Source organism: Mesorhizobium sp. M4B.F.Ca.ET.089.01.1.1 (assembly GCF_004022605.1).
GTDB classification, from domain to species: Bacteria; Pseudomonadota; Alphaproteobacteria; order Rhizobiales; family Rhizobiaceae; genus Mesorhizobium; species Mesorhizobium abyssinicae.
This window is the reverse complement of the sequence record NZ_RZOS01000143.1, coordinates 1-12,861: the sequence shown is the minus strand read 5'-3', so window position 1 is coordinate 12,861 and position 12,861 is coordinate 1. Positions and strand designations below refer to the sequence as shown.

Sequence of the window (12,861 nt, the reverse complement as noted above, 5' to 3'; positions counted from 1 at the left end):
CGCACCATGCGCTCGACATAAAGGCCGGTGCCGAGCGGCAGGAGGTCATGGGCGGCATTGCTGACGGATTCGGCATCCTTGAGGTTGAGGATCACCGCGCCGACTTCCGATTTGTGGGTGACGCCCAGCGCCTTCAGCGCCACCGGGAAGCCGAGCGCCATGGACGAAATCACCGCCTCGACGGCATTGGCGGCGCGCTCGCCCTTCGGCACCGGCAGGCCGGCCTTGATCAGCCGCGCCTTGGCCTCGGCCTCGTCGGGCGTGACATGGCCGCCGCTGGCGACGCCGGAAGCAGACGTGTCGACCGGCTGCGCCTCGGGCTCGCGCCAGGCCCAGCCGATGAAGGCGGCGGCTTGCGCGGCATCCATGGCTTCCGAGATGCCGAACAGCGGCACCATGCCGCGCGCCATCAGCCCGGCGGTGTATTCCTCCGGCAGGTTCTCCGGCAGCGAGGAAACGATCGCGCCTTGCGCGCTGTTGGTCTTCAGCGCCGCCTCGAAGGCGCGCAGCGTCGTCCACCAGTCGGTGTCCGAACAGCGGTCGGGACGGGGGAAGTCGAGCACCAGCATGTTGAGGTCGAAGCCGCCCGACACCATGGCGGTGAAGGTCGCCGTCATCGCCGGCTCGTTGTTCCATATGAAGGTGTGGTAGTCGAGCGGATTGGCGACCGCGACTAGCGGCCCGAGCGTCGATTTGACATGGGCGCGGTGCTTGTCGGTTAGTGCAGGGAAATGCACCCAGCGCCCTTCGGCGCTGTCGGCCATCACCGAGGCCTCGCCGCCCGAGCAGCTCATCGAAGACAGCTTGTAGCCGGGCAGTGGCCCGGTGATGTGCAGGAGCTTCAGCGCCTCGATGAAGGCCGGAATGGAATCGACGCGGGCGATGCCGAGCCGCTTCAGGAACGCGCCCGAGGCGGCATCCGAGCCGGCGAGCGAGGCGGTGTGCGACACCGTCGCCTGCCGCGCCTGTTCCGAGCGGCCGACCTTCATGGCGATGATCGGCTTCTTCAGCTCGCGGGCCCTGGCCGCCAGCCGCTCGAAGCCGGCTACTGCGTCAAAAGCCTCGATGTGCAGGCCGAGCGATGTGACGCGCTCATCCTCGATCAGGCCGAGCGCCATTTCCGAGAGGCCGGTCTGCGCCTGATTGCCGGCGGTCATCAGGAACGCGATCGGCAGGCCGCGCTTCTGCATCGTCATGTTGATGGCGATGTTGGACGACTGGGTGATGATGGCGACGCCCTTGCCGCCGTCGGGCAGCCTGATACCGCCATGCTGGTCGGGCCACAACAGCGCGCCGTCGGCATAGTTGATGAGGCCATAGCAGTTCGGACCGATGATCGGCATCTGGCCGGCGGCTGCGACGAGCTCGGCCTGCAGCCGTTCGCCGTCCTCGTCATAGGCCTCGGTCTCGAGGAAGCCGGCGGCGAAGCAGACGGCGCCGCCGGCGCCGCGCTCGGCCAGTTCCCTGATCACCTCGATGGTGAGATGGCGGTTGACGCCGACAAAGGCGGCGTCCGGCGCGCCGGGCAGGTCGGCGACGGAGCGGTAGGCCTTGCGCCCGGCGACCTCGTCCTTTGTCGGATGCACCGGCCAGATTTCGCCGGCAAAGCCCATCTTGATCGATTGCGCGACGACGGCGGCGGCCTGCGCGCCGCCGAACACGGCTATGGACTTCGGGCGCAGGAGACGTTCGAGTTTATGCATGGTCATCTTTTCGTTTGAGCATGATCTTCCCCCAAACCGGACCCCGGTTTGGGGCACATCATGCCCTAAGCCCCGAACGGACGCAGCAGCGCCCGCGAAATGATATGTCGCTGAATCTCCGAAGTGCCTTCCCAGATGCGCTCGACGCGGGCGTCGCGCCAGATGCGCTCCAGCGGCAGGTCGTCCATCAGCCCCATGCCGCCATGGATCTGGATCGCCTCGTCGGCGACGAAGGCCAGCATCTCCGTAGCCTTCAGCTTGGCCATGGCCATGTCCTGGTCGGTGACGGTGCCCTGATCGTACTTCCAGCCGGCTTCGAACACCATCAGGTCGGCGGCTTTCAATTCGGTCGCCATGTCGGCGAGCTTGAACGACACGCCCTGGAATTTGCCGATCTGCTGGCCGAACTGCTGGCGCTGCGCTGCATATTCGATGGCATGGCCGAGCGCGCGCTCGGCGCGGCCGAGGCAAGTGGCGCCGACCTGCAGGCGGGTGGCGCCCAGCCAGGAATTGGCGACCTCGAAACCCTTGTGGACCTCGCCAAGGACCTGGCTCGCCGGCAGCCGGCAATCGTCGAATTCGAGAATGGCGTTGGTGTAGCCACGATGCGAGACGTTGCGATAGCCGTCGCGCACCGTAAAACCCTTGGTGCCCTTGTCGACGAAGAAGGCGGTGATCTTCTTGCGTTTGCCGCGCGGCGAATCTTCTTCGCCGGAAGCCATGAAACAAATCGCAAAGTCGGCGATGTCGGCATGGCTGATGAAATGCTTGGTGCCGTTCAACACCCAGTCGTCGCCGTCCTGGACGGCGGTGGCCTTCATGCCGCGCAGGTCGGAGCCGGCGCCGGGCTCGGTCATTGCGAGGCAGTCCCATTTCTCGCCGCGGATGCAGGGGAAGAGGTATTTCTCGCGCTGCTCCGGCGTGCCGGCGAGCAGGATGTTGGACGGGCGCGCGACGCAGGTCCAGTGCAGCGCGTAGTTGGCGCGGCCGAGTTCCTTCTCGTAGAGCAGCCAGCTCACCGTATCGAGGCCCGCGCCGCCGACATCGGCCGGCATGTTGGCGGCGTAGAGGCCGGCTTCGATCGCCTTGGCCTTGATCTCGTCGACAAGCTCGCGGCGCAGCACGCCGGTGCGCTCCACCTCTCTCTCATGCGGGTAAAGTTCGTTCTCGACGAAGGCGCGCGTCGTCTCGACGATCAGTTTTTGTTCCTCGGAAAGACCGAAATCCATCGCCTCAGCCCTTCTTCTTGCTCTTCTTCGACTTTTCGGCCTTTGCCGGCTTCACGGCCTTCTTCACCGGCTTGGCAGCCTTGGCCTTCTCGGCCGCCTTGGAGACCGGCTTCTTTGCCGCCAGCTTGGCGAGCTGCCTGGTATAGTCCTTGTGCAGCGCGCCGGCGCCCCAGCCCTTGCCCTTGTTCTGCTTCGACAGCGCTTCCATGATGGCGACCAGATTGTCGTCGCGGATCTTTTCCAGCTCGCGGATCGACAGGCCATGCGCCTGCTCGTCCGACTGGGTGGCGATGAGGTCGACCAGCTCGTCGTTGAACTCCGGCACGTCCATCAGCTTGGTCCACGGCCATTTCAGGCAAGGGCCGAACTGCGCCATGAAGTGGCGCATGCCGGCCTCGCCGCCAGCGACGCGGTAGACCTGGAACATGCCCATCTGCGCCCAGCGCAAGCCGAAGGAATAGCGCATAATGTCGTCGAGCTCCTCGACGGTGCAGATGCCGTCCTTGACCAGCCACAGCGCCTCGCGCCAGGCGGCTTCGAGCAGGCGGTCGCCGACGAAGGCCTCGATCTCCTTGCGCACCACGACCGGTTTCATGCCGATCGAGGCATAGAGCTCCTTGGCAACCTCGATCGCCCCCGGGAAGGTCTGCTCGCCGCCGACGATCTCGACCAGCGGCAGGAGATAGACCGGGTTGAACGGATGGCCGACGACCAGCCGCTCCGGGTGCTTCTTCATCGCCACCTGCATGTCGGTCGGCTTGATGCCGGAGGTCGACGAACCGACGATGGCGTTGGCCGGCGCATGGGCGTCGATCTCGGCCAGCACCTTGTGCTTGAGGTCGAGCCGTTCCGGCACGCTTTCCTGGATGAAATCGGCGTCGGCGACCGCCTCGGCGATGGTCTTGGCGAAGGTGAGCCTGCCTTCCTTGGGCAGGCCGCCGGGCAGCATCTGCTTATAGGCGCGGCGGGCGCCCTTCATCACCTCGCCCACTTTGCGCGAAGCATCGGGATCCGGATCGAAAATCGACACATCGATGCCATTGAGCAGAAGCCGCGCCACCCAGCCGGCGCCGATGACGCCGCCGCCGATGGCGGCTGCCTTGTTGATGATGCTCATGCGGAAGCTCCGGTTCTGGTCTTGGCTGTTTCGGGATCGGTAAGCGGCACACGCTCGCCGGCGCGGATCACGGCCGGGTCGTAAGCCTTGCGAGCGAAGACCTCGAGCACGAAGGGCCGGAAGAATTCGATCGGCAGCGTGTCGTAATCGGGGTCGAAGCTCGACTGGTCCCAGCGCTCGCAGAACCGGTCGCAGTCGTCGAAGTAGGGATGGCCGGCGAAGCGGTCACGGGCGTCGCGGTTGCCGCCGAGATGATGCGCGTAATAGAGGCGCTGGAAATCGCCGTGCTTCTCCACCACCCAGGTGCACTGTTCGCGCACGAACGGCTTCAGGATCGCGGCCGCGTATTCGTGGTGATTGTAGGGCGCGTAGATATCGCCGATGTCGTGCAGCAGCGCGCAGGCGATCCAGTCAGTGTCGGCGCCGTCGCGCCAGGCCCGCGTCGCAGCCTGCAGCGAATGGCCGAGCCGGGTGATCTTGTAGCCGGAGAGGCCCTCGTCGAGCTGCACCAGCGCGTCGAGCAGCCGCTCGCCGGTTTTCGCAGCGTAGTCGACCTCATGGACGGTCAGGAATTCGTAGTCTTCCCTGTCGCCATCCTTCATCGCAGTGAATTTGACGGTAGCCATGGTCAGCTCCCGATGTGTTGCTTGAGCATGATCTTGCCCGAAAACCGGCTCCCACTTTTCGGGATCATGCTTATGCCCCGGCTGCGATCGGCGCCCGCTTGGTGAGGTTGAGCTTCTTGCGCACTTCCTCCGGCCCGAGGATCCTGGCGCCGAGATTGGTGACGATGCTCGCAGCACGCTCGACGAGCTGCGCATTGGTCGCCAGCACGCCCTTGTCCAGCCAGAGATTGTCCTCAAGGCCGACGCGGACATTGCCGCCGGCCAGCACCGCGGCGGCGGCATAGGCCATCTGGTTGCGGCCGATCGAGAAGGCCGACCAGTTCCAGGTCGACGGCACGTTGTTGACCATGGCCATGAAGGTGTTGAGGTCGTCGGGCGCGCCCCACGGCACGCCCATGCAGAGCTGCACCAGCGCGTCCGGCTTCAGCACCTGCTCCTCGACCAGCTGCTTGGCGAACCACAGATGGCCGGTGTCGAAGGCCTCGATCTCCGGCTTGACGCCGAGCGCCGTCATCATGCCGCCCATGGCGCGGAGCATGCCGGGGGTGTTGGTCATCACATAGTCTGCCTCGGCGAAGTTCATCGTGCCGCAATCCAGCGTGCAGATCTCCGGCAGGCACTGGCGCACATGCTCCATGCGGTTGGTGGCGCTGCCCATGTCGGTGCCCTTCTCGTTGAGCGGCAGCGGCGCCTCCGGCGAGCCGAACACCATGTCGCCGCCCATGCCGGCGGTGAGGTTGAGCACCACGTCGACATTGGCCTCGCGGATGCGCTCGGTCACCTCGCGGTAGAGATGGATGTCGCGCCTGGGCTTGCCGGTCTCGGGATCGCGGACATGGCAGTGGACGATCGCCGCACCCGCCTTGGCGGCGTCGATCGCCGAATCGGCAATCTGCTTGGGCGAGCGCGGCACATGCGGGCTGCGGTCCTGCGAGCCGCCGGACCCGGTCACGGCACAGGTAATGAAGACCTCACGGTTCATTGCGAGCGGCATTGGACTTCCTCCCAATCAAGACAGACCCAACAATGACCGACTTGCCGGAAACTGTTTTGCGCTTTACGAAGCTGACATGACTAAAAGCGAAAAGCCGACGATCTTTCGCGCCGAGCACGAAACGCTCAAGGTGACGTTCCTGGTGTTCTCCGGTTCGTCGATCATGTGCGTGGCCTCGGCCGTCGACCCGCTGCGCGCCGCCAACCGCATCTCCGGCGAGACGCTGTTCGACTTCAAGCTGGTTTCGGTGACGGGTGAGGCGCCGGTCACGACTTGTGGCCTGCCGGTGGCGGTCAGCGGCCGCTTCGATGCCGCGGAGCCGACCGATGTGTTGGTCGTCGTCGCCGGCTTCGGCACGCAGAATTATGCCACGTCGGCGCTGCTTGCGGGGTTGCGGAGGGCAGCACGTGCGGCCCGCGCTTGCGGCGGCGTCGAGGCCGGCACCTGGCTGGTGGCGCGGGCCGGCCTGCTTGAAGGGCGAAGCGCCACCACGCATTGGGAAGACATGGAGGATTTTTCCGCCGCCTTCCCGGGCGTCGACGTGCGTCCGGACCGGTATGTCATCGACGGGCCTGTCTTCACCTCCGGCGGCGCCTCGCCGACCTTCGATCTGATGCTGCATCTCGTGCGGACCAGGCTCGGCATGGCCGTGGCGCTCGATGTGGCGAGCGTGTTCATCTACGACCAGGCGCGCGCCGCGACTGATGCGCAGCCGCTGGTCTCGCTCGGAAGGCTCGACGGCTACGACCCAAGGCTGGCGCAGGCGATCCGGCTGATGGAATCGCATGTCGACCAACCGCTGACCATCGACGCCGTGGCCAAGCGCGCCGGAGTGACAGCGCGGACGCTGGAAAGCATCTTCCGCAAGTCGATCGGCGAGACGCCCGGCGCCTATTATCTGCGGCTGCGCCTCAGCGCCGCCCGGCGCCTGGTGGTCGACACGCGGATCGCCATGGCCGACATTGCCGGGCGCACGGGATTCTCCTCCGCTGCGGCATTCTCCAGGGCATTTTCGAGGGCTTTCGGCGAAGCGCCGGTGAGGCTCCGCCGGGGATAGACTACGCGGCGTTCTGCCGGGTGCTGGCGCTGTCGATCTCGGAGCGCATCTGTCTTGCAATATGGGTCTCGAAGCGGCTGGCGACCGCGCGATCCCATTCGGTCGCGCCGCGCGAACCGGCCTTGCCGTGCGGCAACGCCATCAGCCGGTCGATGATCGAGCCGGCCTCGCCAGATGAGAGCAGGGCGTCGATTTCGCGTTCGTGCTGCATATCGTTTCGCCTCCTTCTTCCTGATTCCCGCCACGAGCCGACACTATACGAAATCCGTGACGGCTGTTTGAAGGCAAGAGAGAGGCGATTGAGGGGCGGCGCGGGGCAAAACCTTGTCGTCGGTTTCTGCCCCGCGCAAAGCCGTTTTATCTTAGCAATTGCTTGAGTTAGAGCAATTCCAGGTTTTCCGTCCTGAATGCGCCAGAACAAATAGATAGGGCCGGCGCCGGCCCTCACACATAGCGGTTGACGATGTTCTCCAGCAGTTCCTGGCGGCCGGAGCGCGGCTGCGGCTCGATCTTCTTCTTGACCACGCGCTCGGCGATCTCTTCCAGCGTGCGCTTGCCCGACAGCATCGCCTTGCCCTCGGCCGTGCTCCAGCCGGCATAGCGCTCGGCCAGCGGGCCCGACAGCGCCTTGTCCTCGATCATTTTCGCCGCCGCCTTGAGGCCGCGCGCGCAGGCATCCATTCCGCCGATATGGCCGATCAGCAGGTCCTGCGGATCGAGCGACTGGCGCCGCAGCTTGGCGTCGAAATTGGTGCCTCCGGTCTTGAAGCCGCCGCCCTGCAGGACCTGGTAATAGGCGAGCGCCATTTCCGGCACGTTGTTGGGGAACTGGTCGGTGTCCCAGCCCGACTGGTAGTCGTTGCGGTTCATGTCGATCGAGCCGAAGACGCCGAGCGCATTGGCGAGCGCCAATTCATGCTCGAAGGAATGGCCGGCGAGGATGGCGTGGCCCTGCTCGATGTTGAGCTTCACTTCCTTCTCCAGCCCAAAGCGCTTGAGGAAGCCGTAGACGGTGGCGACGTCGTAATCGTACTGGTGCTTCGTCGGTTCCTGGGGCTTCGGCTCGATCAGGATGGTGCCCTTGAACCCGATCTTGTGCTTGTAGTCGACGACCAGGCTGAGGAAGCGCCCGGCCTGCTCCTGCTCGCGGCCAAGGTCGGTGTTGAGCAGCGTCTCGTAGCCCTCGCGGCCGCCCCACAGCACGTAGTTCTCGCCCTTCAGGCGCTTGGTGACGTCGATGCAGCTTTTCACCGTCGCCGCCGCATAGGCGAAGACATCCGGATCGGGATTGGTGGCGGCGCCCGACATGAAGCGGCGGTGCGAGAACAGGTTCGCCGTGCCCCACAGCAGCTTGACGCCGGTCTTCTTCATCTTGGCGGCAAAATAGTCGGCGATCTCGTCGAGGCGCGCGGCGCTCTCGGAAAAGTCCTTGCCCTCGGGCCGGACGTCGGCGTCGTGGAAGCAGAAATAGGGCGCGCCGAGCAGCGAGAACATCTCGAAGGCGACATCGGCCTTGAGCTTCGCCAGCTCCATCGTGTCGATGCCGCCCGGCTTGGCGAACCAGGGACGATCGAAGGTCTGGCCGCCGAACGGGTCGCCGCCGGGCCAGGCGAAGGAATGCCAATAGGCGACGGCAAAGCGCAGATGGTCTTCCAGCCGCTTGCCGGCGACCACCTCGTCCGGATTGTAGAACCGGTAGGCCAGCGGATTGGTCGAATCCGGCCCCTCGTACTTGATCGTCTGGATGTCGCCGAAAAATCCGCTGCCCATGATTCTTTCCTCTCGCAAGTTTCTGTCCGCCATTACCTCAGGCGTAATTGGTTTCATGTTGGCGCTGGCCGAAAAGGGTCATGTCGAAACGATCCAACGAAGGATGAAGACCATGACTGACCTCAACACGATCGCCCGGAACTACATCACCGCCTGGAACGAGAGCGATGCGGGCCGCCGCAAGGCCCTGCTCGAAGCGGCCTTCACCAGCGACGTCAGCTACCGCGATCCGATCATGCAGGGCGACGGCCACGCAGGCATCGCCGCGCTGATCGACGGCGTGCAGCAGCGCTTCGCCGGGTTCCGCTTCTCGCTGAAGGGCCAGCCGGACGGATTTGCCGATCAGATCCGCTTCTCGTGGAATCTCGGTCCTGAAGGCACGGAGCCCGTTATCGAAGGGACCGACATCGGCGTCATCGAGAACGGCCGCCTGAAGAGCGTCACCGGCTTCCTCGACAAGGTGCCGGCGCAGTGAGACTAGTCGGGTAGGAGAGGCGCGAGGCCCCCCTCTCTGCCCTGCCGGGCATCTCCCCCTCAAGGGGGGAGATCGGCTGTCGCGCCGGCCTTCGCCAATTTCCAGCGTTGCAGAAATGTGCGAAGCGCCTGAACTGCCGATCTCCCCCCTTGAGGGGGAGATGGCCGGCAGGGCAGAGAGGGGGGCCTCGCGCATACTCACGCGGTTGCCGCCCTGATCGCCGGGTAAAGCGCCCTGTATCGCTGATAGGCGTCGGCGAAAGCCCCGCCAAGCCCGCCGTCCGGATCGATCGTGGCGTCGGTCGCCGGCGCGGTGCACACGGCGAGCGGATCGGCGCCGGTCGCGGCGACCAGGCCGAGCCGGGCGGCGCCGAAGGCGGCGCCGAAGTCGCCGTCGGCAGGGATGTCGACCGGCACCTGCAACGCGGTGGCGATCGCCTTCAGCCAGTAGCGCGAGCGCGAGCCGCCGCCGATCGCGGTCACCCGGGTCAGTGTCGTGCCGGCCGTTTTCAACGCTTCGAGACTGTCGCGGAAGGCAAAGGCGACGCCTTCCAGAACGGCCTGCGTCAGCACGGCGCGGCCGGATTCGTGCGCCAGGCCGGTGAACGATCCGCGAATTGCGGAATCATTGTGGGGCGTGCGCTCGCCCGAGAGATAGGGCAGGAAGGAAACGCCGGTCGGCGCCTTGAGCGTATCGCCGAGCTCGGTGGTCAATTCGCCGGCGCTTTTGCCGGTGATCTCCGACAGCCAGTTGAGCGAATCGGTGGCCGACAGGATAACGCCCATCTGGTGCCAGGTGTCGGGCAGCGCATGGCAGAAGGTGTGCACTGCGCTTGCCGGATTGGGGAGGTAGGCGGCGTTGGCGGCGAACAGCACGCCAGAGGTGCCGAGCGACACAAAGGCGTGGCCGGCGCCGACCGTGCCCATGCCGCAGGCCGAGGCCGCATTGTCGCCGGCGCCGCCGGCGATCGGAATGCCGGCCGCAACGCCCCATTTGGCGGCAAGCTCGGCGCGCAGGGCGCCGGCCTTCGCCGTGCCCTCGACCAGCGACGGCATGTGCTTCTCGTCGAGTGACGTGGCTGCCAGCAGATCAGCGGACCAGCGCCGCCTGCCGACGTCGAGCCAGGAGGTGCCGGCGGAGTCGGACATTTCCGAAATGTGCTCGCCCGTCAGCCAGAGCCGCAGGAAATCCTTGGGCAGCAGCACCTTCGCCACGTTGGCGAAGATCCTGGGCTCGTTGTTCTTCACCCAGGCGAGCTTCGGCGCGGTGAAGCCCGGAAAGACGATGTTGCCGGTGAGCTTGCGGAAGCGCGGATCGGCGTCGAGCGCGGCGGCCTCGACATGGCTGCGCGTGTCGTTCCAAAGGATGCAGGGGCGCAGCACCTTGTCGCCGACGTCGAGCAGAGTGGCGCCATGCATCTGGCCGGACAGGCCGATGCCCTTGACCGCCGCGAGTTCCTTCGGATGCGCGGCCTTGAGCTCGGCAATCGCTGTTTCGCAGGCCGCGATCCAGTGCGCGGGATCCTGCTCGGACCATCCGGGATGCGGCCGCGAGACATCGAGCGAGCCGTGGCCGGAGCCGATGACGGTCTGCCCGGCATCGATCAAAAGCGCCTTGACGCCCGACGTGCCCAGATCGAGGCCGAGATACATGATGTCCTCCCAATGCCATTAATTTTTTCGGATCTCGAAAAAATCTGGCTTGGCCAGTTCTTATGCCAAGATCCGCTTCGGGTCAATTCTCGGACAAATCGGCGGCGCGGCGCGAAAACAGCGCCGACAGCGGACTGTCCGGCCGCGCAAAGGCGCGTTCGCCCGTCAGCGCCCGCGCCAGCGGTCCATCGCCGGCGCGCAGGGCGGTCTCGATCAGCGTCAGGTCAATGACGTCGCGTTGCGCATGGCTGCCGCCGAAGCGGTTCGCGATCGACCGTATGGGGCGGATCAGGCGCGCCGCCTCGGCGTAATTTGCTTCGCCGAACGCCTTGATCGCCAGCGTCAGCGGATGGCCGACATCGCGGGTGAAAGCCGCATTGTCGTCGTTGCCGCGCATCGCCTCGCCCTGCGCGTCGAGCAGGCCCTCCGCCCGCGCCTCCTGGCCGGCGCCGACGAAGGCCATCATCGCGTGGGCATCGTTGAAGGCATAGTTGCCGCCGCCGGCCTTGTGCCAGTTGTCGGCCAGAGCCGTCCAGCGCCCGCCGACATCGACGCCGCCAAGACACAGCCGCCACAGGATTGCCGAGGCATCGACCATGTTGAGCGCCATCGTCGAGGCCTCGCCATAGATCGGGCCGTCATAGAGCGCCAGCACCTCATCGACCTCGCCGAGGTCGTAATGGAACAGCGCCAGGTGCCACCAATTGTGCACCTTGAGGAAGCTTTCCCTGGTCCAGGCGTCAGGATTGGCGCGCATCCAGGCGATGCCGTCCTTTTGCCGGCTCTGCATCTCCATGACATGGGCGACGGCGTGCTGCGCCCAGCCGTCGCGCGGCTCGATCTCGACAGCCGTGCGGCCGAGCCGTTCGGCGCGCGCATAGTCGCCCATTTCCTCCAGCCCGAAGGCCTGCATGCCGAGGACCGCATGATAGCCGGGCATGTCGCTTCGCCAGGCCGGCAGGGCGCGGCCGATGCGGTCGCGCAGCATGCGGGCGTTGCCGGTGAAGAAGTCGATCTGATGCCCGGTCAGCAGCGCCACGAGATCGAGCGGATGGTCGATGGCGACATCCTCGAGGATGCGGGAGGCCTCGTGCCAGCGCCCCCAGGCGAGATGGCCGAGGGCCGCGACATGCGCCTGCTCGCGCGCCGTGGCGGCGAGCGGCAAGGCCGCCTCGTGGCATGCCCTGGCCACGAGCGTCGCCTCGCGCTCGGTGGCAAGCGCGAAGAGGTAGCCCTTGAACACATGCGCCATGACGAAGCCGGGATCCTCGGCGATCGCGCGATCGGCCGAGCCGACCGGATCGCCGATGAAGCACTGAAGCTCACGCACAGCCCGACCATAGGCCGTCAATCCGGCTTCCGTCGCGCCGGACAAGGTCAGCCCGAAAGCGTCCCTGACTGCCATGGCTAGCCCTCCATCAGATGCCGGAACTGGCCTATCCTAGGCCAATAGGGGCTGGCACGCCAAGCTCAGGTCGCGCATGTCGACAAAGCCAAGGCAGGCGAATTTCGCCCGCTTCAATTGCCCGAGCGCATCGCCATGGTGGCAATGCCGGCGCCGACCAGGAGCGTGCCGCCGGTGCGGTTGAAGATGCGAATCGCTTTCGGGTTGCGCACGACGTTGCGCGCCCGCGCCGCGATCAGCGCGTAGCCGAAGGCATTGGCGAAGGCGAGCGCCAGGAAGGTCGTCTCGAAGATCAGCATCTGCGGCCAGAACTCGGCATGCCGGTCGAGGAACTGCGGCAGGAAGGCGACGAAGAAGGTGATGCTCTTCGGGTTGAGCGCGGTGACCAGCCAGGCATGCGCCATCATCTTGGCCGCGGACACCGCGTCGGTGCGCGGCTCGGCTTTCAGCGCCCCGCCGGCGCGGAACAGTTTGACGCCCAGATAGATCAGATAGCAGGCGCCGATCGCCTTCAGCACGGTGAATACGGTGGCCGATGCCGCCAGTAGCGCGCCGATGCCCAGCATCGACAGCGTCATGGCGGTGAAGTCGCCGAGCGCGACCCCGACCGCCATCGGCAGCGCGGTGCGCCAGCCCTGGCCGAGCGCATAGGAGACGACCAGAAGGATCGTCGGACCCGGGATGACGAGAAGGATGGTGGAGGCGGCGGCGAAGGCGGCCCAGTTCTCGAAGGACATTTCCTCACTCCTTGAGCACAAAGAAAAGGATAAATCCTCGGGTCGGCCGGAATGTAAAGAGGCATCTTCGAAATGTTTGGGCGGCTGGTTCAGCCC

Annotated in this window: 12 protein-coding genes; 2 read left to right on the top strand and 10 right to left on the bottom strand. The window is 65.8% G+C overall.

Annotated features, from left to right (window positions below):
* The 5 genes from EN780_RS15700 to EN780_RS15680 form a co-directional block, all read right to left on the bottom strand.
* A partial coding sequence (locus tag EN780_RS15700; protein ID WP_133372622.1) for an acetate--CoA ligase family protein occupies positions 1-1,703 on the bottom strand: 1,703 nt, incomplete at its 3' end.
* Positions 1,704-1,768: 65 nt separating this feature from the next.
* Positions 1,769-2,932, bottom strand: coding sequence for an acyl-CoA dehydrogenase (locus EN780_RS15695; protein ID WP_127283450.1), 1,164 nt, complete (start codon positions 2,930-2,932; stop codon positions 1,769-1,771).
* A gap of 4 nt (positions 2,933-2,936) precedes the next feature.
* Positions 2,937-4,049, bottom strand: coding sequence for a carnitine 3-dehydrogenase (locus tag EN780_RS15690; RefSeq protein ID WP_128274639.1), 1,113 nt, complete (start codon positions 4,047-4,049; stop codon positions 2,937-2,939).
* Positions 4,046-4,675, bottom strand: a complete 630-nt coding sequence (locus EN780_RS15685) for an HD domain-containing protein (protein ID WP_128274638.1) — start codon at positions 4,673-4,675, stop codon at positions 4,046-4,048. The genes EN780_RS15690 and EN780_RS15685 overlap by 4 nt, the downstream gene beginning before the upstream one ends.
* A gap of 70 nt (positions 4,676-4,745) precedes the next feature.
* On the bottom strand, positions 4,746-5,669 hold the full coding sequence (locus tag EN780_RS15680; protein WP_127283453.1) for a 3-keto-5-aminohexanoate cleavage protein: 924 nt from the start codon (positions 5,667-5,669) through the stop codon (positions 4,746-4,748).
* A gap of 76 nt (positions 5,670-5,745) precedes the next feature.
* On the opposite strand from EN780_RS15680, the gene EN780_RS15675 reads away from it, so the two are divergent.
* Positions 5,746-6,726 (top strand): GlxA family transcriptional regulator, encoded by a 981-nt coding sequence (locus EN780_RS15675; RefSeq protein ID WP_127283454.1) that lies wholly within the window; start codon positions 5,746-5,748, stop codon positions 6,724-6,726.
* Position 6,727: 1 nt separating this feature from the next.
* Here EN780_RS15675 and EN780_RS15670 read toward each other — a convergent pair whose 3' ends face one another.
* Together EN780_RS15670 and xylA are read right to left on the bottom strand one after the other, a co-directional pair.
* Positions 6,728-6,937: a hypothetical protein gene (locus tag EN780_RS15670; protein WP_127283455.1), complete on the bottom strand. Its 210-nt coding sequence runs from the start codon at positions 6,935-6,937 to the stop codon at positions 6,728-6,730.
* Between the two features lie 233 nt (positions 6,938-7,170).
* The gene (xylA, locus tag EN780_RS15665) at positions 7,171-8,496 is read right to left on the bottom strand and encodes a xylose isomerase (RefSeq protein WP_127283456.1); all 1,326 of its coding nucleotides are present in this window, start codon (positions 8,494-8,496) and stop codon (positions 7,171-7,173) included.
* Between the two features lie 112 nt (positions 8,497-8,608).
* Here xylA and EN780_RS15660 point away from each other — a divergent pair, with 112 nt between their 5' ends.
* Complete coding sequence (locus EN780_RS15660) at positions 8,609-8,971, top strand: nuclear transport factor 2 family protein (protein WP_127283457.1); 363 nt, start codon at positions 8,609-8,611, stop codon at positions 8,969-8,971.
* 197 nt (positions 8,972-9,168) lie between these two features.
* On the opposite strand, the gene xylB is transcribed toward EN780_RS15660, so the two are convergent.
* The 3 genes from xylB to EN780_RS15640 all read right to left on the bottom strand — a co-directional run bounded on the left by xylB (position 9,169) and on the right by EN780_RS15640 (position 12,765).
* A complete protein-coding gene (xylB, locus tag EN780_RS15650; RefSeq protein WP_128274637.1) occupies positions 9,169-10,623 on the bottom strand; it encodes a xylulokinase in 1,455 nt (484 codons plus the stop codon).
* An 82-nt stretch (positions 10,624-10,705) separates the two neighbouring features.
* Complete coding sequence (locus EN780_RS15645) at positions 10,706-12,028, bottom strand: tetratricopeptide repeat protein (RefSeq protein ID WP_128274636.1); 1,323 nt, start codon at positions 12,026-12,028, stop codon at positions 10,706-10,708.
* A gap of 113 nt (positions 12,029-12,141) precedes the next feature.
* The gene (locus EN780_RS15640) at positions 12,142-12,765 is read right to left on the bottom strand and encodes a LysE family translocator (protein ID WP_128274635.1); all 624 of its coding nucleotides are present in this window, start codon (positions 12,763-12,765) and stop codon (positions 12,142-12,144) included.
* Between the last annotated feature and the right edge of the window lie 96 nt (positions 12,766-12,861).

What these genes read in the sequence shown, in the direction of transcription:
- EN780_RS15660 (WP_127283457.1), top strand. Translation starts at nt 8,609, where the DNA reads ATGACTGACCTCAACACGATCGCCCGGAACTACATCACCGCCTGGAAC.
- EN780_RS15695 (WP_127283450.1), bottom strand. Translation starts at nt 2,932, where the DNA reads ATGGATTTCGGTCTTTCCGAGGAACAAAAACTGATCGTCGAGACGACG.
- EN780_RS15690 (WP_128274639.1), bottom strand. Translation starts at nt 4,049, where the DNA reads ATGAGCATCATCAACAAGGCAGCCGCCATCGGCGGCGGCGTCATCGGC.
- EN780_RS15640 (WP_128274635.1), bottom strand. Translation starts at nt 12,765, where the DNA reads ATGTCCTTCGAGAACTGGGCCGCCTTCGCCGCCGCCTCCACCATCCTT.
- xylA (WP_127283456.1), bottom strand. Translation starts at nt 8,496, where the DNA reads ATGGGCAGCGGATTTTTCGGCGACATCCAGACGATCAAGTACGAGGGG.
- EN780_RS15680 (WP_127283453.1), bottom strand. Translation starts at nt 5,669, where the DNA reads ATGCCGCTCGCAATGAACCGTGAGGTCTTCATTACCTGTGCCGTGACC.
- EN780_RS15675 (WP_127283454.1), top strand. Translation starts at nt 5,746, where the DNA reads ATGACTAAAAGCGAAAAGCCGACGATCTTTCGCGCCGAGCACGAAACG.
- EN780_RS15670 (WP_127283455.1), bottom strand. Translation starts at nt 6,937, where the DNA reads ATGCAGCACGAACGCGAAATCGACGCCCTGCTCTCATCTGGCGAGGCC.
- xylB (WP_128274637.1), bottom strand. Translation starts at nt 10,623, where the DNA reads ATGTATCTCGGCCTCGATCTGGGCACGTCGGGCGTCAAGGCGCTTTTG.
- EN780_RS15645 (WP_128274636.1), bottom strand. Translation starts at nt 12,028, where the DNA reads ATGGCAGTCAGGGACGCTTTCGGGCTGACCTTGTCCGGCGCGACGGAA.
- EN780_RS15685 (WP_128274638.1), bottom strand. Translation starts at nt 4,675, where the DNA reads ATGGCTACCGTCAAATTCACTGCGATGAAGGATGGCGACAGGGAAGAC.